The organism is Novosphingobium sp. NDB2Meth1, assembly GCF_900117425.1.
Taxonomy (GTDB): Bacteria; Pseudomonadota; Alphaproteobacteria; order Sphingomonadales; family Sphingomonadaceae; genus Novosphingobium.
The window spans coordinates 99,691-123,690 of record NZ_FPEH01000032.1; the positions used below are offsets into that span (position 1 = coordinate 99,691).

The following is a 24,000-nucleotide window of genomic DNA, read 5'->3' on the forward strand; positions in this document are numbered from 1 at the left end:
GAAGGTGAAATCGGGGGACGCCGCACGGCCCGTGCCCGTCCTAGACGAAGCGCAGGGGCAGGCAAGGTGTGGCGCGGGCCATGGACCTTGGGGCGAGTGCGGGCCATAACCGCGCGCGCATGGAAAACCTCGACACTGCCTTGCGCCTGATCGGCATCGGCCAGCTCGTGCTCGTTGCGCTCGTCGTCTGGCGCAGCGGCGCCGGGCCGGCGGTACGCCGGGTGACGGTCGCGCTGCTGATCGGCGTGATCGGCTATCTCATCAATTCGGCGCCGCAGTTTCCGCAAACGCCCTCGCCCACGCGGTTCGCTGTCGTGCTGGCCAGCAATCTTGCGCCCTGGTTCCTGTGGCTCTTCGCGCATGTCGTGTTCGACCGCGCGGCGGACCGGCGCATCGCCGGGGCGAGCATCGCGCTGATCCTTGCCAGCGTGATGATCTTTGTCCTGCGCCGCTGGTGCGAGCCGCTGATCCCGCTCGCCGATGCCGTCGGCCACCTCACTGCTGCGCTGCTGGTGATCCATGCCATGGCCATTGCGGTCCGCGAACGCGACGACGATCTGGTGGAGCAGCGCCGCCGCTTCCGCGTGGCTTTCGTGCTGGTGATCGCGGTGCTCTCGATCGGCGTGCTGGCGAGCGAGGCCTGGTTCGGCTTCGGCCACGAACCGGTGTGGATGCTGGCGAGCCAGTCGGTCGTCATCGCGCTTGCGATTCTCGGCATCGGCGTGGCCATGCTGGAAGCCGATCCCGCGCTGCTCGCTCCGCCGCGCGCGCCTGGTCCCACGGCTCCGAACGATGACTGGAGCCCTGCCGAACGCGTCCTCGCCGCCAAGCTGAATGCCGCGATGGAGGCCCGCGTCTGGCTCGAACCCGGCCTCACCATCGGCATGCTCGCCGCCCGGCTCGACGTGCCCGAGCACCGCCTGCGCGCGCTCATCAACCGCCGGCTCGGCCATCGCAACTTCTCGGCCTTCCTCAACGCATACCGCATTGCCGAAGCCAAAGCCGTGCTCGCCGATCCGGTGCGGGTCGACCTGCCTGTCCTCACCATCGCGATGGACCTCGGCTACGGCTCGCTCGCCCCGTTCAACCGCGCCTTCCGCGAAAGCGTCGGCCAGACCCCCACGGAATTTCGTCGTCAGGCCTTTGCCGATCCTGAAAAAGACTGATCGATTCCGGAAAGCATCAGCATTTTCGGGGCCAGCGGAGCCGCCGTGCCGCCGCTGTGACAAGCTCTGGGCATCCCCTTCCCGGAGAGTCCCATGCCGATCACGCTTGCTTTTCTGGCCTACCGCATATTCGACAGCATCTGGATCGAAAGCATCCGCTACTTCGCGGGCGCTGCCGGCGTCGCGCTGCTGTGCTGGCTGCTGGCGGGCCGCATCGCCCACCGCCGCATTCAGACCCGCCATGCCACCAATGCCGACCGCCTGCGCGAGGTGCGCCAGTCGATGTGGTCGATGGCGGTGTTCGCCTTCGTCGATCTGATGACCGTGGCGCTGATCGTCGCGGGCGCGATCGCCTTCAATCTTGGTCCGCCCGTGCTCGCCACGATCCTGTGGCAGACCGCAGCGCTCATCTTGATGCACGATGCCTATTTCTACTGGATGCACCGCTGGATGCACAGCAAGGCCATGTTCCGGCTGCTCCACTCGGTCCACCACCTCAGCCGCACGCCGACGAGCTGGGCCGCCTACAGCTTTGCCACGGGCGAGGCCGTTTTCGAAGGGATCATCACACCGCTGATGATCGCAGCCATCACGATCGCGGCCCCGGCAGAGCCTTGGGCGGTGTTCATTTTCCTCGCCCACCAGATCGCCCGCAACGCCTTCGGCCATGCCGGGTTCGAACTCGCCTGGCCGGGCTTCACCCGCTCGCCGTGGACGGGCTGGATGACGACGACCACCCACCACGATCTCCACCACAGCGAAGGGCGCTACAACTTCGGCCTCTACTTCACGTGGTGGGACCGCTGGATGGGCACCGAGCACCCGCGCTACCACGAACGGTTCGAGGCGGTGGTGAACCGCCGCCGCGAAACCGCTGCGCAGGGTAGCCCGGGGCATGGTGCTGTCAGCCCGTAAGCGTCCGGCTCAGCTCATCGTCGGGATGACGAAGGCGTTCCCGCCCGAGGGGACGCCTTCGGGCCAGCGCTGGGTCACGGTCTTGATCTTGGTCCAGAACTTGACGCCTTCCATGCCGTGCTGGTTGGTGTCGCCGAACGCCGAACGCTTCCAGCCGCCGAAGGTGTGATAGGCCACTGGTACCGGGATCGGCACGTTGATGCCGACCATGCCGACATTGACCCGCGCCGCGAACTCGCGGGCCGCGTTGCCGCTGCGGGTGAACAGGGCGACGCCATTGCCGTACTGGTGCTTCGACGGCAGCGCGAGGGCTTCCTCGAAGGTCTTGGCACGCACGATCTGCAGCACCGGGCCGAAGATCTCGTTGTGGTAGCTTTCCATGTCAGGCGTGACGTGGTCGATCAGCGTCGGGCCGACGAAGAAGCCGTCCTCATGCCCCTGCAGCTTGAAGCCGCGACCGTCGATCACGATCTGGCCGCCTTCTTCCTCGCACTTGGTGATCCAGCGCTCGATGCTTGCCTTGTGCGTGGCGGTGACGACCGGGCCGTAGTGGCAGTCCTTGTCGGTCGACAGGCCGACGCGCAGCGCCTCGATCGCCGGGATCAGCTTGGCCTTGAGCGCCTCCGCCGTCTCGTCGCCCACCGGCACGACCACCGGCAGCGCCATGCAGCGCTCGCCCGCCGAGCCGAACGCGGCACCGGCCAGATCGTTGACCACCTGATCGAGGTCCGCATCGGGCAGCACTACGCCGTGGTTCTTCGCGCCGCCCATGGCCTGCACGCGCTTTCCGGCGGCCACCCCGCGGTTGTAGACATAGTGCGCGATGTCCGACGAGCCGACGAAACTCACCGCACCGATGGCCGGGTGATCGAGGATCGCGTCGACCATTTCCTTGTCGCCATGGACGACCTGGCAGATGCCCTCGGGCAGGCCCGCCTCGAGGAACAGCTCGGCGAAGCGCACCGGCACCGAAGGATCGCGCTCGGACGGCTTGATGATGAAGGCATTGCCGCAGGCGATCGCCACGCCCGCCATCCACAGCGGGATCATCGCCGGGAAGTTGAACGGCGTGATGCCCGCGCCGATACCGATTGGCATGCGCATCGAATAGACGTCGATGCCCGGGCCGGCGCCATGGGTATATTCGCCCTTCAGCGCATGCGGGATGCCGCAGGCGAACTCGATCACTTCGAGGCCGCGCTGGATGTCACCCTTCGAATCGGCAATAACCTTGCCGTGCTCGGACGAGAGCAGATGCGCCAGCTCGTCGATATTGGCTTCGACCAGCCGCTTGAATTCGAACATCACGCGGGCGCGGCGCTGCGGGTTGGTCGCGGCCCACGCGGGCTGCGCGGCATGCGCGGCGGCAACTGCGCGCTCCAGCGTTTCCGCCGTGCCCAGCGCCACTTCGGCCTGCACGGCGCCGGTGTTGGGATCGAACACCGGGCCCTTGCGCGCCGGCGCGCCGCCGGAACCGCCGACAATGAAATGATCGATCTGGCGCATGGGTTTGCTTCCTTTCCTGACGAATTTGGCCAAGGGCCTTTCTGGCCTCCTGCACCCCGGATGAATTGCAAGCAAGGTGAGAAAATGCGAGGGAGGCCTGCAATGATGCAGGTGCCCGACTGGAGCGATTTCCAGACCTTCCTCGCCATCGCCCGCGCCGGGCAGCTCGCTCGCGCTGCGCAGGCCATGGGCGTCGATGCCACCACCATGGGCCGCCGCCTGCGCCGCCTCGAAACGCGCATCGGCGCCACCCTGTTCGAGCAAACGCGCGAGGGTCAGGTGCTCACCGAAGCGGGTGAGGCGATGCTGGTGGAAGTCGAAGCCATGGAGCGCGCCGCCAGCCGTATCGCCGAGCACGGGGGCGGCGGTCCCGCGGGACTGCTGCGCGTCAGCCTCTCCGAAGGCTTCGCCAGTTGGATCGTAGCGCCCGCCCTTGCAGATTTCACCGCCGCGCACCCGCGCCTCGTAATCGATCTCGTTGCGAACTCGGGCTTCCTCAGCCCATCAAAGCGGGAAGCCGATCTCGCTGTCACCCTCTCGCGCCCGCGCGCCGGGCCGGTTATCGCCGGCAAGCTTTCAGACTATCACCTCAGGCTGTACGCCTGCCCGGACTACCTTTCCGGTCACCCCCCGCTGCGCCGCCCGTCGGACCTCGCCAAGGGCCACGCGCTGGTCGGCTACGTGCCGGACCTGCTATATGCGCCGGAACTGCGCTACCTCGCCGAAATCGAACCCGGCCTCGCCGCAACTGTCCGCTCGTCCTCGATCAACGCCCAGCACCGCCTGATTGCGGCTGGCGCTGGCATCGGCGTACTCCCCTGCTTCATCGGCGACGCCGACCCGCGGCTTGTCCCCGTGCTGCCGGAGCGCCGGATCACGCGCTCATTCTGGCTGGTCATGCACAAGGACACGCATAGCCTCGCTCGCGTCCAAGCCTTCAAGACCTGGCTGACAGGATTGGTCGAGAAGGAACGAGCACGCCTGTTGCCCCACTAGGCCCTCCCCATTTTTGCGGAACGCACAAATGGGGAGGTGGCAGCCCGCAGGGCTGACGGAGGGGTTCTACCTAAAGCTTCGCCACCGGAGCGTCGTCGCCCAGATCCTCGTACCATGCTTCGACAGGACCGCTCAGCTTCAGCGTCAGCGGATTGCCCTTGCGGTCCATGGTCTTGCCCGCCTGCACGCGGACCCAGCCTTCGGAAATCGAGTATTCCTCGACATTGCGGCGCACAGTGCCCTTGAAGCGGATGCCGATGCCCCGGCGCAGCTTCTCCGCATCGAAGAACGGGCTGCGCGGATTGATCGCGAGGCGATCGGGCGGCACGTCGGGCCCGGCAGTGGCGGCGGGGGCGGCGGATTCGGGCGATGAGGCGTCTTCGGTCATGGGAGGAGCCAAATATCTTGATCCCCCCACTTGTCAATTCTGCCCCGCCATGGCAGAGGCGCGCCCCTGTCTGGCCCGATCCGGCCATGCGGGCGCGTAGCTCAGTGGTAGAGCACACCCTTCACACGGGTGGGGTCGCAGGTTCAATCCCTGCCGCGCCCACCATCTTTTCGGCTGGTTCGAGAGATGGTCGCGCGCTCCATCGAAGATGCATGGAACAGGCGCAGCCGCGCTCCGCTTGAATTGTTTGGCGCCCTGATCTCGCGCAATGCCGGGCCTCCAGGAACGGTGTCGGGGTTCAGCGACTGGCTGCGCGCGAGGCCTGCAGGTGCGTGATCGCGCGCTCTTCCGAGACGACTTCGGCGTACTTCGCCTGAAGGTCGAACAGATTTGCTTCATGCGGCCCCGGATGGCGATCGCCACAGGCATCGCGCACGACGAAGGGCAGGAAGCCGCTCTGGCACGCATCGAGCGCGGTGGCCCGGACGCAGCCGGATGTCGAGACACCGGTGATCAGCAGGGTATCGACGCCGATCGAGGTCAGCGTCGCCGCCAGATGCGTGGCGAAAAAGGCCGAGGCGTAGCGCTTGGTGATGACGAAATCGCCGTCTTCAGGGCTGAGCTGCGGCGGGAAGGCGCCGAGCGGGGAGCCCTTCTCGAACACCTTGAGCGCCGGTACCTTGCGGAAGAAGACGCCCCCGTCCGCTCCGCCGGGCTGGTACTCGACATTGGTGAAGAACACCGGCGCGCCGCATTGCCGGGCCACCGCGACGAGGCGGGCGGCGCTTTCGACCGCCGCCTCGATCCCGGCATAGAGCGGCGATCCCGGCTGGAGATAGGCTTCCACCATGTCGATCACGATGATCGCCGGCCGCTTGCCGAACGGCAGCGAGCCGTCGAAGGCGCCGGTGTAGTTGGCTGCGATCTCGCCGTAGTCCGTGCTCATGGCGCGCCCGTTCCCCTCAGATGATCCCGCGCGCGGCAAGATCGGCCAGCTGCGCCTCATCAAGGCCCAGCAGGTCGCCATAGATCTCGGCATTGTGCTGGCCGACGATTGATGGCGCCGGGGTGCGCACGCTGCTCGGCGTGGCGGAAAGGCGCGGCACAACGTTCTGCATCTTGAGCTTGCCGAAGCGCTCGGTCTCCACCTCGATGATCGCCTCGCGCGCCTGGAAGTGCGGGTCGGCCAGCATTTCCGGCGCGCGATAGACCTTGCCCGCCGGAATCGAGTGCTTGATCATCAGCGCGTCGACTTCCTCGATGGTGAGGGTCTTCGTCCACTCGTTGATGAGCGCATCGAGTTCGAGCTGGTTGGTGCCACGCGCCACGTGGGTGGCATAGCGCGGGTCGGTCGCCAGTTCGGGCCGGCCCATGGCTTCGGCCAGCCGCGCGAAGATCGCGTCCTTGTTGGCACCGATCATGAAGTCGCCGTCGCTGCACTTGTAGACGTTGGACGGCGCGATGCCGGGCAGGAACGAGCCCGAGCGTTCGCGGATGATCCCCGAATGGTCGTATTCCGGGATCACGCTTTCCATGACCTGCAGGACCGCTTCGTAAAGGGCGGTGTCGATGACCTGCCCCTTGCCGGTCGAGCTGCGCGAATGCAGCGCGGCGAGCACGCCCATGCAGCCATAGGTCGCTGTCAGCGTATCGCCGATCGAAATGCCCATGCGGCTCGGCGGACGGTCCGGTTCGCCGACGATGTAGCGCCAGCCGCCCATCGCCTCGCCGATCCCGCCGAAGCCGGCCCGGTCCGAATAGGGCCCGGTCTGCCCATAGCCCGACATGCGCGCGATGATCAGGCCCGGATTGATCGCGTGCAGCGCATCAGGGCCGAGGCCCCACTTTTCCAGCGTGCCCGGCTTGAAGTTCTCGACCATTACGTCGGCCGTGGCGAGCAGCCGGCGCACTAGCTCCTGGCCCTCGGCCACCCGCAAGTTGGCCGAAACCGACTTCTTGTTGCGCGCAATGACTTCCCAGTTGACCTTGTCATCGCCCAGCCCCCAGTCGCGCATCGGATCGCCCGCACCCGGCGGCTCGACCTTGATCACGTCCGCGCCCATGTCGCCAAGAAGCTGCCCGCAGAACGGACCCGCCAGCAACTGACCGAGTTCGACCACCCGGATGCCCTTCAGAGCACCCTCGTTCGCCACTGCCCCAGCCATGGCTTACTCCGCTGCCTGCGCCGTCTGCCAAACAGGCTGGACGGGAGCGGGAAGGCCGGTTTCTGCCTCGCAATTGGCGCGCAAGGTTTCGATATCCGGGCCGAAGTTGAACAGGCCGAGCGGCGGACGTTCGGCGCGCAGCTTGACGCGCAGCGCCTCGGTTGCCGCCAGATCGACCTCGCCATTGTCGTTCGCGATCACGCCGTAGGCCTTCGCGCCTTCCGGCGTGACCAGCCCTTGCGTGATTTCCTTGCCGACGAGCGCGGGATCGCGCTCGAGCGGATCGCCCCAGCCGCCGCCGCCCCAGGTGATGAAGTGCAGCAGGTCGCCCGCCTCCACCGGATAGGCATCGACCTTGTTGCCGATGATGATCCTGCGGCCATCGGGCTTCTCCACGATCTTGCGCGCGCGGGCGCCCGGCTCGCCGCCGTTGACGCCCCAAGGCGGCACGAACCAGCGGTCGTCATGCGCCGAGATGGTGCCGTCCGCGAGGAAGCGGTAGGTCATGTTGATGCCGTTGCCGCCGCGGTGGAGGCCGGCGCCGCCGCTGTCGGGCACGGTTTCATAGTTCTCGATCAGCAGCGGAAAATAGCGCTCGAGGAACTCGTTCGGCACGTTGGTGAAGCCCGGCCACAGCGAGTGCCCGTCCGGCCCGTCGCCCATCGGACGGCCCGGAATGCCGCCGAAGCCGATCTGGAACAGCTGGAACCATTCGCCCTTGGCATCAAGGCCCGAGTAGAACAGGTGCGGGCTCGACGAGAAGCCGGCGGCGTTGAGGAACTCCGGAGTCTTCTGGCCCAGCAGGCCGCCAAGGATGTCGAAGATGCGGCCCAGCGCATGGGTGCGGCCCGAGAGCGCGGCGGGGAACTTCGGCTTGAGCAGCGAGCCTTCCGGAATGCGCACGTCGATGAGATCGTAGAATCCGTCGTTGAACAGGATCTGCGGGTCGAACACCATGATCATGTAGATGCCGAAGAACATGCGGAACATGTTCTCGTTGAGCAGGAAATTGATCGAGTACTGGCTCTGCGGGTCGGTGCCGTCGAAATCGAGGATCACTTTCTCGCCTTCGCGCCACATCGTGCATTTGATCTTGAACGGCCCGGCGCCCATGCCATCGTCGCAGATATAGTCCTCGAAGCTCACCGGATCCTCGGCGATCGCCATGCCGATCAGTGCTTTCATCGCGCGGTGGTTGCGCGCCAGCAGCTCTTCGGTGGCGGAAACGTAGACGTCCTCGCCGAAGCGTTCGGCCATCTCGATCACGCGGCGCGCGGCGACGCGGCATGAGGCGATCAGCGCGTTGAGGTCCGCCTGGCACCAGTCCGGCTTGCGCGTCTGGTGCATGACGAGCTTTATCAGGTCTTCGTTGTACTCGCCCTTCTTCCAGATCTTGACCGGCGGAATGCGCACGCCCTCCTCGAAGATCGAGCGCGAATCGATCGGCATCGAGCCGACCACCTTGCCGCCGATATCCGCCTGGTGGCCGAACATCGCGGTGTAGCCGATCAGGCGGCCGTTCTTGAACACAGGCAGCAGGACCAGCCAGTCGTTCGAGTGGCTGATTGCGCCGCCGACCGAATAGGGGTCGGACAGGAAGATCATGTCGCCGTCTTCGAGCGTGCCTTCGTAGCCCTCGAGGAAGCCGCCGATGAAGCTGCCGAACTGGCCGACGATCATGCGCCCGGCATGGTCGGCGACCAGCGGAAAGGCGTCGCCCTGCTCGCGGATGCCTGGCGACATCGCGGTGCGCTTGAGCGTGGCGTCCATTTCATTGCGCGCGTTGCGGAGCGCGTTCTCGATGATGTCGAGCGTGACCGGATCGATTGCCAGCTTCTCGAAGGGCGCAGGATTGGTCTGGATGATGGTTGCGGGCATGGGCTCTTGCCTCCTCTCAGGCCAGGTTGATCAGGATGTTGCCGACACGGTCAACAACCGCAACACAGCCGGTCTCGATCAGGGTCGTGGAATCCATTTCGATGACGATGGCGGGGCCGGGGATCACGTCGCCCTGGCGCAGCTTGGCGCGATCATAGATCACCGCAGCCTGCTCCTTGCCATCCATCCACAAGGTGTGATCGCGCATCTTTGCGCCAATGGGATTGCCATCCCCCTTGGGCAGTTCCGCAGCGGGCAGGTCGAGCGCCTGGCCGAGCGCGACAGCGCGCAGGTTCACGATCTCGTGCGGCGTATCCATGTTGAAGGTGAACAGGCGCAGGTGCTCTTCGTCGAAGCGCTTGATGATGCCGTCGATACCGTCGCGCTCCAGCACTTCTGCCGTGATGGTGAGCGGCACTTCGAAGGCCTGCCCGGCGTAGCGCACGTCCACTTCGAACTCGCTTTCGATGCTCGCGTCGGCAAGCCCGTCGGCGCGCAGTTCGGCGCGGGTCTGCTCTGCCATGTCCTTCAGGACCGCGATCAGCTCGGCCGCATCGGTCTGCGTGGCAAGGCGCGAGAACGAACGCGCGGTTTCGGTGCGCATCCGCGTCGTCGCATCGCCAAGTGCGCACAGCACGCCCGGCGAGACCGGAGAGACCGCCGGCCAGCTGCTCATCAGGCGGGCCACGGCGTTCACGTGGAGCGGCCCTGCGCCGCCGAAGCCCATCAGCGCGAAGTGGCGCGGATCATAGCCCTGCTGCACCGAAATCATCCGCAGCGCGCCGAACATGTTCTCGTTGACGATGTCGATGATGCCGCGCGCGGCGGCCATCAGGTCGATCCCCAGCGCATCGGCGATGGTCTGCACCGCGCGCTTGGCGCCTTCGCGGTCGAGCTTGAAGCTGCCGCCGAGGAGATTTTCCGGCAGATAGCCGAGGACGACATTGGCGTCGGTCACCGTCGGCAGTTCGCCGCCCTTGCCGTAGGCGACCGGCCCCGGCACCGCGCCTGCGGACTGCGGCCCGACACGCAGCGCCTTGGTGAGTTCGGGGACATAGGCGATCGAGCCGCCACCGGCGCCAACCGTCTTCACGTCGAGCGCCGAGGCGCGGACCGAGAGGTGGCCGACTTCGGTCGTGCGCTGGCGGCGCGGCTCGAGGTTCTCGATCAGCGCGACGTCGGTCGAAGTACCGCCGACGTCGAGCGTCAGGATATTGCGGATGCCGGCATTCTTGCCGACCCACAGCGCGCCCGTCACGCCGCCGGCAGGGCCGGACATAAGGATGTTGACCGGCTGCTCTTCCGCCTTCTGGGCGGACATCAGGCCGCCATCGGAGCGCAGCAGCGAAAGCTTGCCGTTCATGCCCGATGCCGCAAGCTTGTCACGCAGGCTCGAGACATAGCGGCCGACGACCGGACGCACCGCCGCATTGGCCACCGTGGTCAGCGTGCGTTCGTACTCCTGCATTTCGGGCAAGACTTCGTGGCTCAATGAGACGGGGATGTCCTGCATCATCTCGCGCGCCATTTCGCCGATGCGGGCTTCGTGGCTGCCGTTCACGTAGGCGTTGATCAGCGAGACAGTGATCGCCTCGACGCCCTGGTCCTTGAGCTTGAGCAGCGCCGTCCTGACGCTGGCTTCATCGAGCGGGCGCACTTCCTTGCCTGCGGCATCCATGCGGCCGCCGACCGTCACGGTATCCTCCAGCGCGGCGAGCGGTGTCGGCTTGGGCCAGATGATCCAGCCCGCAAGGCCGCCCGGCACATAGGAGCGCGCGATCTGCAGCACATGGCGATAGCCATCGGTGGTGATCAGGCCGACGCGTGCGCCCTTGCCTTCAAGCACCGCGTTCGTCGCGACCGTCGTGCCGTGAAGGAAGTATTCGATCTCCTTGGGATCGACCGACGCCTTCTCGCAGATCGCGGTGACGCCGGTGAGGATGCCTTCCGAGCTGTCGTGCGGGGTAGACGGCGTCTTGTGGCGCCAGAAGGCGCCGGTCGTCTCGTCGAACAACAGCAGGTCGGTGAACGTGCCGCCGACATCAACCCCCAAACGGTAACCCATCTATGCGTCCTTTGTTTGCTGCTGCGGGAATCGCGGCGCCTGCGCCACCATGCCCGGCAATTTCCGACCGATGATTCCTGTGAGCCAGGCACTGCTCTCGATCAGCTGATCAAGGTCCATGCCTGTCGAAATGTGCGCGCGCTCCAGCATGTAGACGACGTCTTCGCTGGAGACGTTGCCAGCCGCGCCGGGCGCGAACGGACAGCCGCCGAGGCCGCCGAGCGCGGCGTCGACAACGGTCGCGCCGGCGTTGACCGCCGCCCAGACATTGGCGAGGCCCGTGCCGCGCGTGTTGTGGAAATGCACCCGCACCGGCAGCGGATCGATGGCAGCGCGCACTGCCGCCACTAGCCGCGATACGTGCCCCGGATCGGCAACGCCGATGGTATCCGCGAGGGCGACCTCAACCGGCTCTGCTTCCGCAAGCCGGCGCGCCATCTCCACCACACGCGCCTCGTCCACCTCGCCCTCGAAAGGGCAACCGAACGACGCACCGATCGTCGCCTGCGCGGTCAACCCCGCATCGCGGGCCTTGCTGATGATCGCCTTGGCGGCATCGACCGATTCGTCGCTGGTCTGGCCCTGGTTGGCGATGGCAAACTTGTCTGTGGCCACGGCCACTGCGCCAAGCTGGTCAATCCTGCCGGTCGCAATCGCCCGGTCGGCCCCGCGCGCATTCATGACGAGGCCGATGAAGGTGACGCCTGCCCTTTCGGGCAAGGCGGCGCAGACCGCCTCGGCGTCCGCCATCTGCGGAACTCGCGTGGGGTTCACGAAACTGGTCACTTCGATTCGCCGGGCACCGGCCGCTATCGAACGCGCAATCAGTTCGAGTTTGTCGGCGGTCGAAACCACCGTCCGCTCGTTCTGAAGGCCATCCCGCGGACCGACCTCGACGAACTCTATGCTTGTTGATCCCATCTTTCGAGCATCGCAGTTTTGCATACAAAATCAAGAGGGCTCACCCGTCGCCCCCATTCTTTGCGACTATTCAGCAGCTTGCGACATATCCGGTATCCGCTGGTCGATATGCGCGTTGGCATAGGTGTGGAACGCGCGGCGGATATGGGAAACCATCACCGCTTCCGCCCATGCCGGATCGCGCTGCTCGAACGCGGCAACGAGCTCGCCGTGCTGGCGATGCGAGCGCTTGAGATCGTCGAAAGAGTAGTTGCGGGCCGTACGATGCACGATCGGCCGCTCAATGATCCGCGCCAGCATGCTGGTCAGTTCAGCCGATGCGGAGGCTTCCAGAATTACGCTGTGAAACAGATGGTTGTGCTCGACAAACTGCTGCGTGTCGGGCGTCGGCGCGTTGATTGCCTCGCCAATTGCGGCGTGATGCGTCTTCAGTCGCTCGATCTGGCTGTGACTGATGCGGGTGGCCGCGCGGCGTGCGGCGCGGCTCTCCAGAAGGCCGCGCAGTTCGAACACTTCCTCGACATCCTCCAGCGACCAGTCTGCCACATAGCTGCGCTGCGTGTCGCTGCGGCGGATTAGCAGTTCGGCCTCGAGACGGCCCAGCGCTTCGCGAATCGGGGTGCGTGAAACTCCGCATTGCTCCGCCAGCGCCTCTTCGCCGATCTTTGCCCCAGAGGGCAGGTCGCCGGACAGGATCATGTCGCGGATCATCACGTAAGCTCGATCGGACGCGCGCGACATTCTCTATTACTCCTGCTTGACCGAGTGTCATTGTATACATTAGGTTCGCACACAATCGCAACAGGCCGGGGTGCATCGTCGCGTGACCGAACATCGCATCAAAGTCATCGTTCCGATCCCGATGGACGAAGCCGGCGTCGCCAACCGCGCTGCCCAGCTTGCGCCCGATGTGATTGCTCCAGGGTTCAGCCCCGAATTCGTCGCCGTCAAGTGGGGCGCCGCGCTCGGCGACTCCTACCACGACACGATGCTGATGGATTGGACTGTCTTCCAGGCCGGGATCGATGCCGAGGCGGAAGGCTACTCGGCAGTGGTGATCGATACGGTCAGCGACTCAGGACTGCGCGCGCTGCGCTCGCGTCTCTCGATCCCCGTGGTCGGCCCCGGCGAGTGTGCCTTTCACGCGGCCATGATGCTCGGCAAGAAGTTCTGCGTGCTGACGATGTGGGACGAATGGTTCCCGCTCTATGAGAAGACGCTGACCGAATACGGCTTCTGGCCTCGCTGCTCCGGCCTGCGTTCGATCAAGACGCGTCCTGACCTCGCCGAACTGCTCGATGGCAAGGAAGAGGTGGTTTTTGCCAAGCTCAAGGCCGAGGCCGAAGCAGCGATGGCCGAAGACGGCGCGGACGTGATCGTGCTCGGCTCGACGACGATGCACCAGTCCGCGCACTGGCTCGCGCAGAACCTGCCGATTCCGGTGATCAATCCGGGGCTGATTGCCTACAAGCAGGCCGAACTGCTGGTCCAGCTCGGACTGTCGCACAGCAAGAAGGCGTTCCCGGCACCGCAGGTAGGCAATGACGCAGGCATTCGCAGAGGGAGCGCCTGAGACAATTATCAGACATTAATAATCATTGAAATTCAGGGATATATAAGGGGGTAAACATGAGGAAGACCAAGTATCTGATCCTGAGCTCGGTTGCCATATCCGTGCTTGCGCCAGTGTCTGTCCATGCCCAGGAAGCGCCGCAGGCGGCCGCTCCCTCGGATGAGATCGTCGTCACGGCACGGCGCGAGGACGAGAAGCTCAAGGATGTGCCGGCCTCCGTCACCGTCATCACCGCAGCCGCGATCGCCAATACGGGTGCGCGCGTCGCGGCAGACTATGTCCAGCTGACACCGGGCGTCACCATCGTCTCCGGCGTGGTCGAGGCTGGCGATACCCAGATCGCGATCCGCGGCATCAACGGCGCCCGCGACGGTGAGAACAACGTCGCGCTCGTCGTCGACGGCGTGCTCAAGTCGAACACCGCGCTGCTGGCGCAGGATCAGGGCGCGCTGACCCAGATCGAAATCCTGAAGGGGCCCCAGGGCGCGTACTACGGCCGCAGCGCGGTTGCCGGCGCGATCGTGATCGCCACCAAGAAGCCCGGTGACAAGCTCGAGGTCTCGGGCCGGGCATCGGCTGCCAACAACAACACTTTCGCTGGTGCGGCCGTCGTCAGCGGACCGCTGGGTTCGAACCTCGGCTTCGTGGTCAACGGTGAATATGCCACCACCGACGGCTTCTACCGCGACATTTTCCAGACCAGCCCGCTCTACGCCAGCACCTATCCCAATCAGCCCAAGGGCATCGGCGCTTCGGTTGACGACAACCAGCGCTGGAACATCAACGGCCGCCTGCTCTACACGCCGAGCAGCGACACCGAGATCGACCTCAAGGCGCGCTACAGCAAGCTGAAGGGCGCGGCGATCGCGTTCAACGCGATCTTCCAGCTGCCGGGCCTCGCCGCCGCCTTCAATGCGCCGGTTTTCAACATCGACGCGAACAAGCACCAGTTCGTCTTCGCCCGCAACATCAACCCGGAAAACAACCAGTCGTCGTTTGAAACCTCGGTCCGCCTGTCGCAGACCCTGACCGATGCGATCAAGCTGACCGGCTACGTCTCGTACAGCAACACGAAGAACGACTTCTACGCCGACGGCACCAGCGGCACCTTCGGGTTCTTCAACAACGAAAGCACCTGCATCGCAACCGCTGCGGCGCTCAAGGGCTTCCCGGTTCAGGCGCCATTCGGGGTCGATCTCGGCAACCCGGCGGTCTTCCTCAATCCCTATTCGCCGGTCACCTGCGACGGTTCGCAGTATCAGCGGCGCAACCAAAGGGACATTTCGGCCGAAGTGCGCCTTGCCGGCGATGCAGGCAGCGGTCTGAACTGGTCGCTGGGCAGCTACTATCTCAACATCGATCGCTTCAAACATCGATCGCTTCAACTGCAACAACCTTGGCGTCGACACCGGCCAGGGCGTGATCCGCGAGTGCTACACCACCGATCCTCGCAACCGGACCGAAGCGCTGGCCGAGGATACGTTCAAGACCAACGTCTACGCGTTCTTCGGCTCGCTCGAGTACAAGCCGACCGACAAGCTGAAGCTCAGCTTTGCCGGCCGCTACGACATCGAGCAGCGCGAAACCGAAAACGGCATTCCGGCCGGCCGCCTGACGCGCTGGGTTGGCAACGTGCTTACCGGTAACCCGAACGGCACCGCGACCACGCCGGCCAACTACTACCTCAACCCCGGTCTCGATCCGGCCTACAACCCCAGCGGCGTGCTTGCCCCGCGCAAGCAGACCTACAAGCACTTCCAGCCGAAGATCTCGATCAGCTACGCGGCGACCGACAACGTCAACCTGTTCGCCAACTGGGGCATCGACTTCAAGACGGGCGGCTTCAACAACGCCGGTTCGGCCGCGATCGTGAACGGCTTCTTCAACGCGGGTATCGGCGCGGGCCTGACGATCTTCGACGACTACAAGAAGGAAATCTCGAGCGCCTGGGAAGCCGGTGTGAAGGGTACGATCGTACCGGGCGTGAACTTCGAACTGGCGGGCTATATCACCAATGTCCGCAATTCGCAGTTCTTCGAATTCTTCGTCGGCCCGTTCGGTCTGCTCCGCGTCGTCTCCAACATCGACAAGGTGACCTTCAAGGGCGTCGAAGGTTCGTTCAACGCGCGCATCGCGAAGGGCTTCACCGTGTTTGGTTCAGCCAACTACACCGACAGCGAGATCAAGAAGAACTCGGCTCGTCCCTACACGGTGGGCAACGACGCTCCGGCGACGTCGAAGTACACCGTCAACCTCGGCGCCCAGTATGACGGTCCGATCACCGACAGCCTCGGCCTGCTGCTGCGCGCCGACTATCGCCTGACCGGTCCGACCTACTTCCACACCGTCCAGAACAACAATGTGCCGACCATCTTCGGTCTGGGCGCGAACTACACCAACAGCCGCCGCGATGCTTACGGCATCCTCAACCTGCGTGGCGGTCTGAAGGGTGATCACTGGTCGCTGGTGGCGTTCGCCAACAACGTGACCAAGAAGCGCTACCTTCAGGAAGTGATCGTCGCGCCGGAATTCGGCGGCGCGTTCGTCGCTCCGGGTGCGCTGCGCACCATCGGCGTCGAAGGGACGTTCAAGTTCTGAACTGAACCGTCAGCCTGAAACAGAACCGGGCCATGCAGCGCTGCATGGCCCGGTTTTTTTGTGCCCCTTGCAGAGCGCGCGGCGGCAGTTTCAGAGCGCGACGGTCAGGCCGCCGTCCACCACGATCGTCTGCCCGGTCACGTAGCTCGCCTTGTCGGACAAGAGGAAGGCGATCACTTCGCCGATTTCCGAAGCATGTCCGGCCCGGCGCAGCGGCACCGTTGTTTCGGCCGCGGCCAGCCCCTCCGGCCCCAGCGAGTTCTCTTCGGAAAGAATCTGGGCCGTGCGGATGAAGCCCGGTGCGACGGCATTGACCCGCACATTCGCTTTGGCGAGCTCGCAGGCGGCCGCCTTGACCATGCCGGTGATCCCGGCCTTGGCGGCGGAATAGTGCCAGTGATCGTCCCAACCGACCACTGCGCCGGCAATGGAGGAAACGCAGACGATCGCGCCTTGCTGCCGCGCGCTCATAGCCGGGGCGGCAGCGCGGATCAGGCGCAGCTGGCCCTTGAGGTTTACGTTCAGGACTTCGTCCCACTTACCGTCCGTCAGGATCGGATAGGCGGCTCGCGGCGCGATCCCGGCATTGGCGACGAGCGCCGAAAGCGCGCCGAACCGCGCATCGATATCGGCAATCACGGCATCGCACGCTTCGGTATCGCCGACATCGAGCGTGACATGTTCGGCCGAGCCGCCTGCTGCCCGGATCTCCTCGGCCACAGCCTCGCCTTCTGCCTTCAGAATGTCGCTCACGATCACATGATAGCCCTCGCGCCCGAGGATTTTTGCTGTCGCCGCGCCGATGCCGATTCCGGCGCCGGATACCAATGCTGCTCGCATGTGAAACATCCTTTCAAACTGCATTTTGCTGACGTTTTTGCCGCCCGGCAGGATGCATCCCAAGAGATCAAGCGACAAGGCTACTTCGGGAACTTTTGCGAGAAATGTGCACAAAGATTGCCGAGTAATTGGATTTGAGCTTGCGGATCATCAAACCTAGTATACATTTTCGCGAATAAAGCGAGGGAGATGAGCATGGCGGCGATTCCCCAGGATCAAGCGGGCGAAGGTAGCAGCGGCGGTCCTTCCGCCGACGGCGCGACGATCGAGCAGCTCCGGCAAATTCTTGGCCGCGACAATGTCCTGCTCGATGATGCCAGCCGCGCCTTCTACTCTCAGGACCTCAGCTTTCGCCCGCATGAAGTCGCTGCGATGGTGCTCCAGCCAGCCAGCGTCGAAGCGCTCGCCGATGCAGTGGGCGTTGCCACACGTGCCGGTTTCGCGGTGGTCCCGCGCGGCGGCGGGATGAGCTATACCAGCGGCTATACGCCCGAACGCGCGCGCAGCGTGCTGATCGACATGCGCAAGATGAACCGCGTAATCGAAATCAACGCCGACGACATGTACGTGATCGTCGAAACCGGCTGCACCTGGAAGGAACTGCACGAGGCGCTGGCCCCGCACGGTGTGCGCACACCCTATTGGGGGCCGCTGTCCGGCGCCTATGCGACGGTCGGCGGTGCGCTATCGCAGAACAGCCTGTTTCACGGCTCCGGCACCGGCGGCACCGCCGCGCAGACCGTTATCGGCCTCAAGGTCGTGCTCGCCGATGGCCGCGTGGTCACGACCGGGAGCTGGGCACATAAGAACTCGAGCCCATTCTGGCGGCATTTCGGTCCCGATGTGACAGGCCTCTTCACCGCCGACACCGGGGCCATGGGAGTGAAGGCCGTTGCGGCCTTGCGCCTGGTGCGCACGGCCGGCCACACCGGCTACCTGTCCTACAAGTTCGACACGCTCGAGGCGATGCTCGCAGCGCAGGTCCGGATTGCGCGGATGGGCATCGCGTCTGAATGCTACGGCTTCGATCCCTATTACAACGCCGGGTTCGAAAGCCAGGGCATCACCTTCGAGGAAGGGCTCTCGCTCGTCGGCAAGATTGCGCGCAAAGGCGGTCTCAAGGGCTTGAAGAACGCGGCGCGGGTGGCGCTTGGCGGCAAGAAGATCCTGCGCAACGTGCCCTATTCGCTGCACATGACGCTAGATGCGCTGACCGAAGTGGTAGCGGCCGAGCATACCGATCTGGCCGCCGAGATATGCGCCGATGAAGGCGGCACCGAGATGGCCAATTCGATCCCCACCGTCTTCCGCAATGCGCCCTTTGGCGGCGTGCGGACGATCCTCCTGGGCTCGCAGGGCGAGATCTGGATCCCGGTGCACGGCTACTTCCCGCTTTCGCGCGCCATTCCGGCGGCGCAGGCGACCGAGCGCTTCCTCGCGGAGCGCAAGCCGCTGATGGAGCAGTGGGGCATCAAGACCAGCTACCTCACATGCTTCTCTGGCCCGGAATTCGTGATCGAGCCCAGCTTCTACTGGCACGATCAGCTCGGAGAATTCCGCCTTTCGCTGATCGAGCCTGAGTTTGCCGAGAAGTGGCGCGACATTCCCGCCGACGAAGCGCGCCGGGCGGTCGCGCTCGGCCTGCGCGACGAATTGCGCGACCTCTTCGATGAACTCGGCGGGCTGCATCTGCAGATCGGGAAGTACTACCCCTACCGCGAGATCATGAACAACGAGGCGCTGGGCGAGCTGGTTGCAGGCGTCAAGGCCGTGGTGGACCCTGAGCGCCTGATGAACCCCGGAGCGCTCGGGCTATAACGACTGCAAGAAAGAGGCATCGGAGCGATTGGCATGAAATTCGGTGTTTTCCTCCCCAACGGCAGCAATGGCTACATCCCCTCAAAGGGCAGCCCGGTCTATCTGCCGACCTACCAGCACAACAAGGCCATTTCGCAGGAAGCCGAGCGCCTGGGGCTCGACTTCGTGCTGTCGATGATGAAGTTCAAAGGCTTCGGCGGCGAGACCGGCTATTGGGACGCCTGCCTCGAAAGCTTCACGCTGATGGCGGCGCTTGCGGCTGATACCAAGACCATCGGGCTGTTCCCAAGTGTGACACTGTTGAGCGCGCATCCGCCCGTGGTCGCGCGGATGATCTCGACCATCGACGACATCAGCGAAGGGCGCTGCGGGCTCAACATCGTCACCGGTTGGAACAAGCCCGAATACACGCAGATGGGCCTGTGGCGCGGGGATGAGTACTTCGACCGCCGCTACGACTACGCGCGCGAATACCTGACGGTCCTCAAGGATCTGTGGCGCACCGGCGAGACCTCGTTCAAGGGCGAGTTCTTCTCGCTCGATGGATGCAGCGTCTATCCACAGCCGGGCCGCGAAATCCCCATCGTCTGCGCCGGGCAAAGCCCCAAGGGTATCGCCTTCACTGCCGAGATGGGCGACCAGAACTTCGTTATCGCGCATCCCGAAGCGCTCAAGTCGATCGTCGCCAATGTCCACGCCGCCGCCGCATCGCATGGCCGCAAGGTGGGCACCTATGCGCTGATGCACATGATCGTCGCGCGCACCGATGCCGAAGCGAAGGCGCAGGCGGACGCGATCATCGCCGGGGCGGACCACGGTGCCATCGCCAACATCATGGCGAGCGCGGCGATGGACACCAATGCGGGCGGGATTGCCGAACGGCTGAAGTCCGGGCTCTCGCTCGGCCTTGAGGAAGGCAACATGGCGTTCATGGGCATTCCGGTGCTGGCGGGTAGCCCGGAAACGCTGGCGCTTCGGATCGACGAGATCTCCGCGGAAACAGGCATCGACGGCATGTTGTTCAGTTGGCCCGATTTCGTGGGCGGGATCACCGATTTCGGCGAGCGGGTCATGCCGCTGCTCAAGTGCAGGAACTGACGGGATGAGCGAGGCAGGTATCCGCAAGAGCTATGTCGATACCAGCGGCGGCCAGATCCACGTCCGCAGCTTGGCGGGAGAAGGCGTGCCGGTGGTGTTCTTCCACCAGACCGCCAGCTCGGGCCAGATGTGGCTCAAGACCATGCAACTGCTCAAGGGCGAGTGGCCGATGCACGCGCTCGATACCCCCGGCTTCGGCGGTTCGTTCGACGTGCCCGAAGAGCACTATCCCTCGATGACCGAATATGTCGGCTGGCTAGGCGAGGCGGTGCGCGCACTCGGCATCACGAAGTGCCACGTCGTCGGCCATCACACCGGTTCGTGCATCGGGGTGGAACTGGCCGCGCGTCAGCCCGATCTCGTCGCCTCGCTCACGATGATCGGCCCGGTTCCGCTGACGGCCGAGGAGCGCGTCGAATTCTCCAAATACTATGGTGTGCCCTTCTCGCCCGTCGTCTCGGGCAGCTATCTACTTGAGAACTGGGAATATCTGCGCCAGCTGGGCGCCCATGCCGATCCGCAGTTGATCCACCGCGAGATGTGCGATCAGATGCGTGCCTACATCGGCCGGGTGAAGAGCTACAGCGCGGTATGGGGGCAGGATTTTCCCTCATTCTACAAAGAGATCAGGGTGCCGATGATGATCGCCGCCGCGCCGGACGATGTGCTGCATCCCTACCTTGGCCGTGCTGCCGAAATGCGCCCCGATGCGCGCGTGCTGCCGGTCGATGGCGCCAATTTCGAACCCGATCTCGATGCCGACAATTTTGCCGCTGGACTGGCGTCGTTTTTGCGGGAAATCTCAGTGTAATCTCATCAAAGGATGGAAGTCATGACTGCCACTCAGGATCTGACCACCCAATTCCGCCACGGCGTGCTGCCGCAGACAACGTCTGACGAGTTTTCCCGTCAGGAGTTCGTGAAGAGCCTGAAATTCCACCTCGCCTCCAAGGTGTCGCTCGGCAACCACGATGCCTATGAAGCCCGCGCCAAGCCGGCCTACCGCAAGGCAACCGGGGCCGAGCCGGAAACCTACGCCGATATCCGCAAGGCGATGAGCGAGGATCCCTATTTCAACTTCTGGAGCGCGATGCAGCGCAACAGCCAGGAGATGATGTGGAAGTCGGTCCAGATCCCCGTCGAGCGCCAGCTGCCCGATCTCATCGCGGCGGCGGGCAAGGGCGGCGAAGCTGCCGGTACCCTGCGGCTCAACCCGGACCTCGAGATTCCCAAGTATCACCGCGGCGTGGATATCCACTGCATGCCGGGCGGCTATCACACCGAATTCACGGCCGACGACGTTGCCAACGGCGCGGTCTACGATACTGCCGTCTACATCTACGCGATGGGCCGCATGGGGCCGCTCAATAGCGATATCGGCGATACCACGATCGCTTGGATCAAGGAAAACCACCCCGAGTTCAAGCCGCGCCGCATTCTCGACATGGGCTGCACGGTTGGCCACTCGACGCTGAGCTACTGCGATGCCTTCCCCGAAGCCGAAGTCTTCGGCATCGACGTTGGCGCGCCGGTGCTGCGCTATGCCCATGCCCGCGCGCAATCGATGGGCAAGACGGTGCACTTCAGTCAGCAGAACGCGGAGAGCACCGACTTCGAGGACGGCTATTTCGATCTGATCGTCAGCCACATTCTGGTCCACGAGACCAGCAACGCGGCGATGCGGCGCATCATGAAGGAGTGCAACCGCCTGCTCACCCCGGGCGGTCTGGTGGTCCACGCCGAAACGCCGCCCTACCGCGATCTCCCGGCTTACGACGCTTTCATGCTCGATTGGGATACCCGCAACAACAACGAGCCCTACTGGGGCGCCAGCCACGAACTGGTGGCGACCGAGATCGCAGCGGAAACCGGCTTCGATCCGGCCAAGGCGTTCGAGGCCTACCAGCCGAGCGCCTTCGAGGCGACCGAGCGGCGAACCAAGGTGTTCCAGGGCGGTGACTTCGGTGGCGGCGGGGCCTGGTGGCTCTGGGGCGTGCAGAAGTAAGGAACACCCAGATGGCCGAACATGTAACCCTGCAGAAGAAGGCCCGCGGCGAACGGCCGCAGTACTTCGCCGATCCTGCGATCGACAAGACGCTGGCGATCACGCTGGCCTTGGCCGGCGAAGTCGCGGTGCTGCGCGACCGGATCGATACCATCGAGCGACTGGCCGAGGCGGGGCAGGCACCCACGCGCGCAGCCGTCGATGCCTACAGGCCCGACGCGACGGTGCGTGCCGAGCGCGACGCTTGGCGCGACACCTACCTCGATACGGTGCTGCGCATCGTGCATCAGGAGCGCGAGGAGCTCGAACAGCGCGCGGCCGATACGAAGCCTTATGCAGCCGTGATCGAGGAAGTGACGCAGGTTGATTGAAGCAGAGTGTCCGGGGTGGCGAGTGCGCCGCCCCGCGCACCTCACAGGAAGTGATCGCCCCCGTTGGGGCTCAGGACCTGCCCCTGAAAGTGCCGTCCGGCTTCGCTGGCGAGGAACACGTAAGTGGGCACGATATCATCCACCTCCGCAAGATGGCCGATGGGAATGCCGGCCTCGATCGCTGACAGAACATCGGCAGGCACCGCATCGAGGATCGGCGTGCGCGTCGCTCCCGGAGCCACGCAATTGACCCGCACGTCGCGGCTGCCGATTTCCAGCGCCAGCGAACGCGTGAACGAGATGATCCCGCCTTTCGCCGCCGTATAGGCCGAAAGCCCCGGCGCGCCCTTGTAGGCAAGCTGCGAGGCGGTGTTGATGATCCGGCCGAACCCAGCAGCATACATGCCCGGCAGCACGGCATGGGTCATCAGGAAGGTGCCGCGCAGGTGGATGCCGATCACGCGGTCCCATGTGGCGATGGGCAGGTCTTCGACCGTGTCGCCATGACCGATACCGGCATTGTTGACGAGAATGTCGATCCGGCCTGCCGCTTCTAGCGCCGCCGCGACAAGGGCCGTCACCTGGCCTTCATCGGAAACGTCGGCCTGCACCGCCAGCGCCTTCGCGCCAAGGCTGCGCACTTCCTCTGCCACGGCCTCGGCAGCCACGGCCTCTGCTTCATGCGGATAGTTGATGATGACAAACGCCGCCCCGGCGCGGGCAAAGGCAAGCGCCACCCCCGCGCCGATGCCCGACGAGCTGCCGGTGATGAGCGCGGTGCGCCCGAGGAGCGGCGCCGCGCCGGTCGTGTCCGTCATGATCGCCGCTCCCTTGGCAAGATCAGACGAGGACGTTCGCCCCGCTGAAGTAGACGTAGACTTCCTGGAACTTCCCATCGCGGATGCGCCAGAAATTGGTATTGAACAGCCGCGTCACGGTGCCATCCTCGGCGGTCAGCACCGCTTCGAAGCTCGCCGTGATGCGCCCGTTCTTCTCGTCCACCGTGCAGACAAAGTCCTTGTGCACGATGGTTTCGTAGGCCCCCATGAAGCCTTCGAACATCTTGCGGATCGCGGCCTTGCCCGCATGGCGGGTGAACTCGGTCTGCACGCAGAACAGCGCTTCTTCATGGAAGCAATCGAGCGCGGCTTCGATATCCTTGCGGTCCACGCTGGCGAAATACTTCTGCGTGGCCAGCTCGATCAGTTCGGCGCGGCTGAGAGTGGGTTCGTACTGCATCAGGCGTCCCCTTCCTTGAGCAGGTTGTCGCCGCTCATGTAGACATAGACCCGGTGGAACTTGTCGCCATTGAGGTAGAAGCGGTTGCAGTTCTCGTAGCGCAGCTCGTCACCGCCATGGGGCGTGATCAGCACGGTGAACTGCGAGCAGACCGAGTTGCTGGCGGGGTCTGCGGTGTGGACGAAATTGCCGTGCCAGATGTCCGAGAAGTCGGCGAAGAGCTTGGTGAACATCGCCCGGATCGCGGCCTTGCCGTTGTGGACGGTGTTCGAGGTCACTTCGGTCAGGATCGCGTCTTCGGTGAAGCAGTCGAGAACCTGATCCATCGCCTTGTTGTCGACGCCGTCGAAGTAACGCTTCGTCACGATGTCGATGTAGTAGGGATAAGGCAGCGCTGTCTGCCCCGGTCCCGCCTCTTGCCATTCGCTCATTGCGGATTCCTCCTTGTGATATTCTGC

At 64.6% G+C, this 24,000-nt stretch carries 22 protein-coding genes, 1 tRNA gene and 1 pseudogene; 12 read left to right on the top strand and 12 right to left on the bottom strand.

The annotated features are described in order from the left end of the window. Nucleotides 1–80 precede the first annotated feature (80 nt). Entirely contained in the window at nt 81–1,166 is a 1,086-nt protein-coding gene (locus NDB2M1_RS18645) for an AraC family transcriptional regulator (protein WP_083554977.1), read from the top strand. 93 nt (nt 1,167–1,259) lie between these two features. Next, nucleotides 1,260–2,081: a sterol desaturase family protein gene (locus NDB2M1_RS18650; protein WP_072384315.1), complete on the top strand. Its 822-nt coding sequence runs from the start codon at nt 1,260–1,262 to the stop codon at nt 2,079–2,081. 9 nt (nt 2,082–2,090) lie between these two features. Here NDB2M1_RS18650 and NDB2M1_RS18655 read toward each other — a convergent pair whose 3' ends face one another. Continuing rightward, nucleotides 2,091–3,587, bottom strand: a complete 1,497-nt coding sequence (locus NDB2M1_RS18655; RefSeq protein WP_072384316.1) for a CoA-acylating methylmalonate-semialdehyde dehydrogenase — start codon at nt 3,585–3,587, stop codon at nt 2,091–2,093. Nucleotides 3,588–3,692: 105 nt separating this feature from the next. Here NDB2M1_RS18655 and NDB2M1_RS18660 point away from each other — a divergent pair, with 105 nt between their 5' ends. Continuing rightward, nucleotides 3,693–4,583 carry a LysR family transcriptional regulator gene (locus NDB2M1_RS18660; RefSeq protein WP_072384677.1) on the top strand — a complete coding sequence of 297 codons (891 nt, stop codon included), beginning with the start codon at nt 3,693–3,695 and terminating at the stop codon, nt 4,581–4,583. Nucleotides 4,584–4,653: 70 nt separating this feature from the next. Here NDB2M1_RS18660 and NDB2M1_RS18665 read toward each other — a convergent pair whose 3' ends face one another. Further along, on the bottom strand, nt 4,654–4,971 hold the full coding sequence (locus NDB2M1_RS18665) for a DUF3297 family protein (RefSeq protein ID WP_072384317.1): 318 nt from the start codon (nt 4,969–4,971) through the stop codon (nt 4,654–4,656). 90 nt (nt 4,972–5,061) lie between these two features. Between NDB2M1_RS18665 and NDB2M1_RS18670 the strand changes: the two genes are divergently transcribed. Then, a tRNA-Val gene (locus NDB2M1_RS18670) sits at nt 5,062–5,136 on the top strand. Nucleotides 5,137–5,269: 133 nt separating this feature from the next. On the opposite strand, the gene NDB2M1_RS18675 is transcribed toward NDB2M1_RS18670, so the two are convergent. The 6 genes from NDB2M1_RS18675 to NDB2M1_RS18700 all read right to left on the bottom strand — a co-directional run bounded on the left by NDB2M1_RS18675 (nt 5,270) and on the right by NDB2M1_RS18700 (nt 12,741). After that, entirely contained in the window at nt 5,270–5,917 is a 648-nt protein-coding gene (locus tag NDB2M1_RS18675; protein WP_072384318.1) for an N-carbamoylsarcosine amidohydrolase, read from the bottom strand. A gap of 16 nt (nt 5,918–5,933) precedes the next feature. Then, nucleotides 5,934–7,136 carry a CaiB/BaiF CoA transferase family protein gene (locus NDB2M1_RS18680; protein WP_072384319.1) on the bottom strand — a complete coding sequence of 401 codons (1,203 nt, stop codon included), beginning with the start codon at nt 7,134–7,136 and terminating at the stop codon, nt 5,934–5,936. Between the two features lie 3 nt (nt 7,137–7,139). Next, on the bottom strand, nt 7,140–9,014 hold the full coding sequence (locus NDB2M1_RS18685) for a hydantoinase B/oxoprolinase family protein (RefSeq protein ID WP_072384320.1): 1,875 nt from the start codon (nt 9,012–9,014) through the stop codon (nt 7,140–7,142). A gap of 16 nt (nt 9,015–9,030) precedes the next feature. Then, nucleotides 9,031–11,079, bottom strand: coding sequence for a hydantoinase/oxoprolinase family protein (locus tag NDB2M1_RS18690; RefSeq protein ID WP_072384321.1), 2,049 nt, complete (start codon nt 11,077–11,079; stop codon nt 9,031–9,033). Next, nucleotides 11,080–12,000 (bottom strand): hydroxymethylglutaryl-CoA lyase, encoded by a 921-nt coding sequence (locus tag NDB2M1_RS18695; RefSeq protein ID WP_072384322.1) that lies wholly within the window; start codon nt 11,998–12,000, stop codon nt 11,080–11,082. Nucleotides 12,001–12,066: 66 nt separating this feature from the next. Next, entirely contained in the window at nt 12,067–12,741 is a 675-nt protein-coding gene (locus tag NDB2M1_RS18700; RefSeq protein WP_072384323.1) for a GntR family transcriptional regulator, read from the bottom strand. 82 nt (nt 12,742–12,823) lie between these two features. On the opposite strand from NDB2M1_RS18700, the gene NDB2M1_RS18705 reads away from it, so the two are divergent. From NDB2M1_RS18705 to NDB2M1_RS23215, 3 genes and pseudogenes are all read left to right on the top strand, one after another. Continuing rightward, nucleotides 12,824–13,573, top strand: a complete 750-nt coding sequence (locus NDB2M1_RS18705; RefSeq protein WP_231625063.1) for an aspartate/glutamate racemase family protein — start codon at nt 12,824–12,826, stop codon at nt 13,571–13,573. Between the two features lie 56 nt (nt 13,574–13,629). Then, nucleotides 13,630–14,031: pseudogene (locus tag NDB2M1_RS23210) on the top strand (TonB-dependent receptor plug domain-containing protein); the annotation flags it as partial. 961 nt (nt 14,032–14,992) lie between these two features. Beyond that, on the top strand, nt 14,993–16,171 hold the full coding sequence (locus NDB2M1_RS23215) for a TonB-dependent receptor (RefSeq protein ID WP_253185952.1): 1,179 nt from the start codon (nt 14,993–14,995) through the stop codon (nt 16,169–16,171). Nucleotides 16,172–16,261: 90 nt separating this feature from the next. Here the strand turns inward: NDB2M1_RS23215 and NDB2M1_RS18715 are convergent, their stop codons facing one another. Continuing rightward, nucleotides 16,262–17,011, bottom strand: coding sequence for an SDR family oxidoreductase (locus NDB2M1_RS18715; RefSeq protein WP_143146839.1), 750 nt, complete (start codon nt 17,009–17,011; stop codon nt 16,262–16,264). 195 nt (nt 17,012–17,206) lie between these two features. Here NDB2M1_RS18715 and NDB2M1_RS18720 point away from each other — a divergent pair, with 195 nt between their 5' ends. Genes NDB2M1_RS18720 through NDB2M1_RS18740 form a run of 5 tightly spaced genes read left to right on the top strand, consistent with a single transcriptional unit; the run spans nt 17,207 to nt 22,303 of the window. Beyond that, nucleotides 17,207–18,829, top strand: a complete 1,623-nt coding sequence (locus tag NDB2M1_RS18720) for an FAD-binding oxidoreductase (protein ID WP_171955447.1) — start codon at nt 17,207–17,209, stop codon at nt 18,827–18,829. Between the two features lie 33 nt (nt 18,830–18,862). After that, a complete protein-coding gene (locus NDB2M1_RS18725) occupies nt 18,863–19,927 on the top strand; it encodes an LLM class flavin-dependent oxidoreductase (RefSeq protein ID WP_072384324.1) in 1,065 nt (354 codons plus the stop codon). Between the two features lie 4 nt (nt 19,928–19,931). Continuing rightward, nucleotides 19,932–20,738 (top strand): alpha/beta fold hydrolase, encoded by an 807-nt coding sequence (locus NDB2M1_RS18730; protein WP_072384325.1) that lies wholly within the window; start codon nt 19,932–19,934, stop codon nt 20,736–20,738. A gap of 21 nt (nt 20,739–20,759) precedes the next feature. Beyond that, nucleotides 20,760–21,932 carry a class I SAM-dependent methyltransferase gene (locus NDB2M1_RS18735; protein ID WP_216234067.1) on the top strand — a complete coding sequence of 391 codons (1,173 nt, stop codon included), beginning with the start codon at nt 20,760–20,762 and terminating at the stop codon, nt 21,930–21,932. 11 nt (nt 21,933–21,943) lie between these two features. Then, the gene (locus NDB2M1_RS18740; protein WP_072384327.1) at nt 21,944–22,303 is read left to right on the top strand and encodes a hypothetical protein; all 360 of its coding nucleotides are present in this window, start codon (nt 21,944–21,946) and stop codon (nt 22,301–22,303) included. Nucleotides 22,304–22,344: 41 nt separating this feature from the next. On the opposite strand, the gene NDB2M1_RS18745 is transcribed toward NDB2M1_RS18740, so the two are convergent. From NDB2M1_RS18745 to NDB2M1_RS18755, 3 genes are read right to left on the bottom strand one after another with little or no spacing between them, the layout of a single operon-like run. After that, nucleotides 22,345–23,121 (bottom strand): SDR family NAD(P)-dependent oxidoreductase, encoded by a 777-nt coding sequence (locus NDB2M1_RS18745; RefSeq protein WP_072384328.1) that lies wholly within the window; start codon nt 23,119–23,121, stop codon nt 22,345–22,347. 22 nt (nt 23,122–23,143) lie between these two features. Then, a complete protein-coding gene (locus NDB2M1_RS18750) occupies nt 23,144–23,542 on the bottom strand; it encodes a nuclear transport factor 2 family protein (protein WP_054122972.1) in 399 nt (132 codons plus the stop codon). Continuing rightward, nucleotides 23,542–23,973 carry a nuclear transport factor 2 family protein gene (locus NDB2M1_RS18755; protein ID WP_054122973.1) on the bottom strand — a complete coding sequence of 144 codons (432 nt, stop codon included), beginning with the start codon at nt 23,971–23,973 and terminating at the stop codon, nt 23,542–23,544. The genes NDB2M1_RS18750 and NDB2M1_RS18755 overlap by 1 nt, the downstream gene beginning before the upstream one ends. Between the last annotated feature and the right edge of the window lie 27 nt (nt 23,974–24,000).

Excerpts from the sequence above, each read along its gene's own strand:
- NDB2M1_RS18755 (WP_054122973.1), bottom strand. The coding sequence starts at position 23,973 with ATGAGCGAATGGCAAGAGGCGGGACCGGGGCAGACAGCGCTGCCTTAT.
- NDB2M1_RS18750 (WP_054122972.1), bottom strand. The coding sequence starts at position 23,542 with ATGCAGTACGAACCCACTCTCAGCCGCGCCGAACTGATCGAGCTGGCC.
- NDB2M1_RS18660 (WP_072384677.1), top strand. The coding sequence starts at position 3,693 with ATGCAGGTGCCCGACTGGAGCGATTTCCAGACCTTCCTCGCCATCGCC.
- NDB2M1_RS18645 (WP_083554977.1), top strand. The coding sequence starts at position 81 with ATGGACCTTGGGGCGAGTGCGGGCCATAACCGCGCGCGCATGGAAAAC.
- NDB2M1_RS18725 (WP_072384324.1), top strand. The coding sequence starts at position 18,863 with ATGAAATTCGGTGTTTTCCTCCCCAACGGCAGCAATGGCTACATCCCC.
- NDB2M1_RS18690 (WP_072384321.1), bottom strand. The coding sequence starts at position 11,079 with ATGGGTTACCGTTTGGGGGTTGATGTCGGCGGCACGTTCACCGACCTG.
- NDB2M1_RS18720 (WP_171955447.1), top strand. The coding sequence starts at position 17,207 with ATGGCGGCGATTCCCCAGGATCAAGCGGGCGAAGGTAGCAGCGGCGGT.
- NDB2M1_RS18685 (WP_072384320.1), bottom strand. The coding sequence starts at position 9,014 with ATGCCCGCAACCATCATCCAGACCAATCCTGCGCCCTTCGAGAAGCTG.
- NDB2M1_RS18745 (WP_072384328.1), bottom strand. The coding sequence starts at position 23,121 with ATGACGGACACGACCGGCGCGGCGCCGCTCCTCGGGCGCACCGCGCTC.
- NDB2M1_RS18740 (WP_072384327.1), top strand. The coding sequence starts at position 21,944 with ATGGCCGAACATGTAACCCTGCAGAAGAAGGCCCGCGGCGAACGGCCG.
- NDB2M1_RS18695 (WP_072384322.1), bottom strand. The coding sequence starts at position 12,000 with ATGGGATCAACAAGCATAGAGTTCGTCGAGGTCGGTCCGCGGGATGGC.
- NDB2M1_RS18700 (WP_072384323.1), bottom strand. The coding sequence starts at position 12,741 with ATGTCGCGCGCGTCCGATCGAGCTTACGTGATGATCCGCGACATGATC.
- NDB2M1_RS18735 (WP_216234067.1), top strand. The coding sequence starts at position 20,760 with ATGACTGCCACTCAGGATCTGACCACCCAATTCCGCCACGGCGTGCTG.
- NDB2M1_RS18650 (WP_072384315.1), top strand. The coding sequence starts at position 1,260 with ATGCCGATCACGCTTGCTTTTCTGGCCTACCGCATATTCGACAGCATC.
- NDB2M1_RS18665 (WP_072384317.1), bottom strand. The coding sequence starts at position 4,971 with ATGACCGAAGACGCCTCATCGCCCGAATCCGCCGCCCCCGCCGCCACT.
- NDB2M1_RS18655 (WP_072384316.1), bottom strand. The coding sequence starts at position 3,587 with ATGCGCCAGATCGATCATTTCATTGTCGGCGGTTCCGGCGGCGCGCCG.
- NDB2M1_RS18680 (WP_072384319.1), bottom strand. The coding sequence starts at position 7,136 with ATGGCTGGGGCAGTGGCGAACGAGGGTGCTCTGAAGGGCATCCGGGTG.
- NDB2M1_RS18715 (WP_143146839.1), bottom strand. The coding sequence starts at position 17,011 with ATGCGAGCAGCATTGGTATCCGGCGCCGGAATCGGCATCGGCGCGGCG.
- NDB2M1_RS18675 (WP_072384318.1), bottom strand. The coding sequence starts at position 5,917 with ATGAGCACGGACTACGGCGAGATCGCAGCCAACTACACCGGCGCCTTC.
- NDB2M1_RS18730 (WP_072384325.1), top strand. The coding sequence starts at position 19,932 with ATGAGCGAGGCAGGTATCCGCAAGAGCTATGTCGATACCAGCGGCGGC.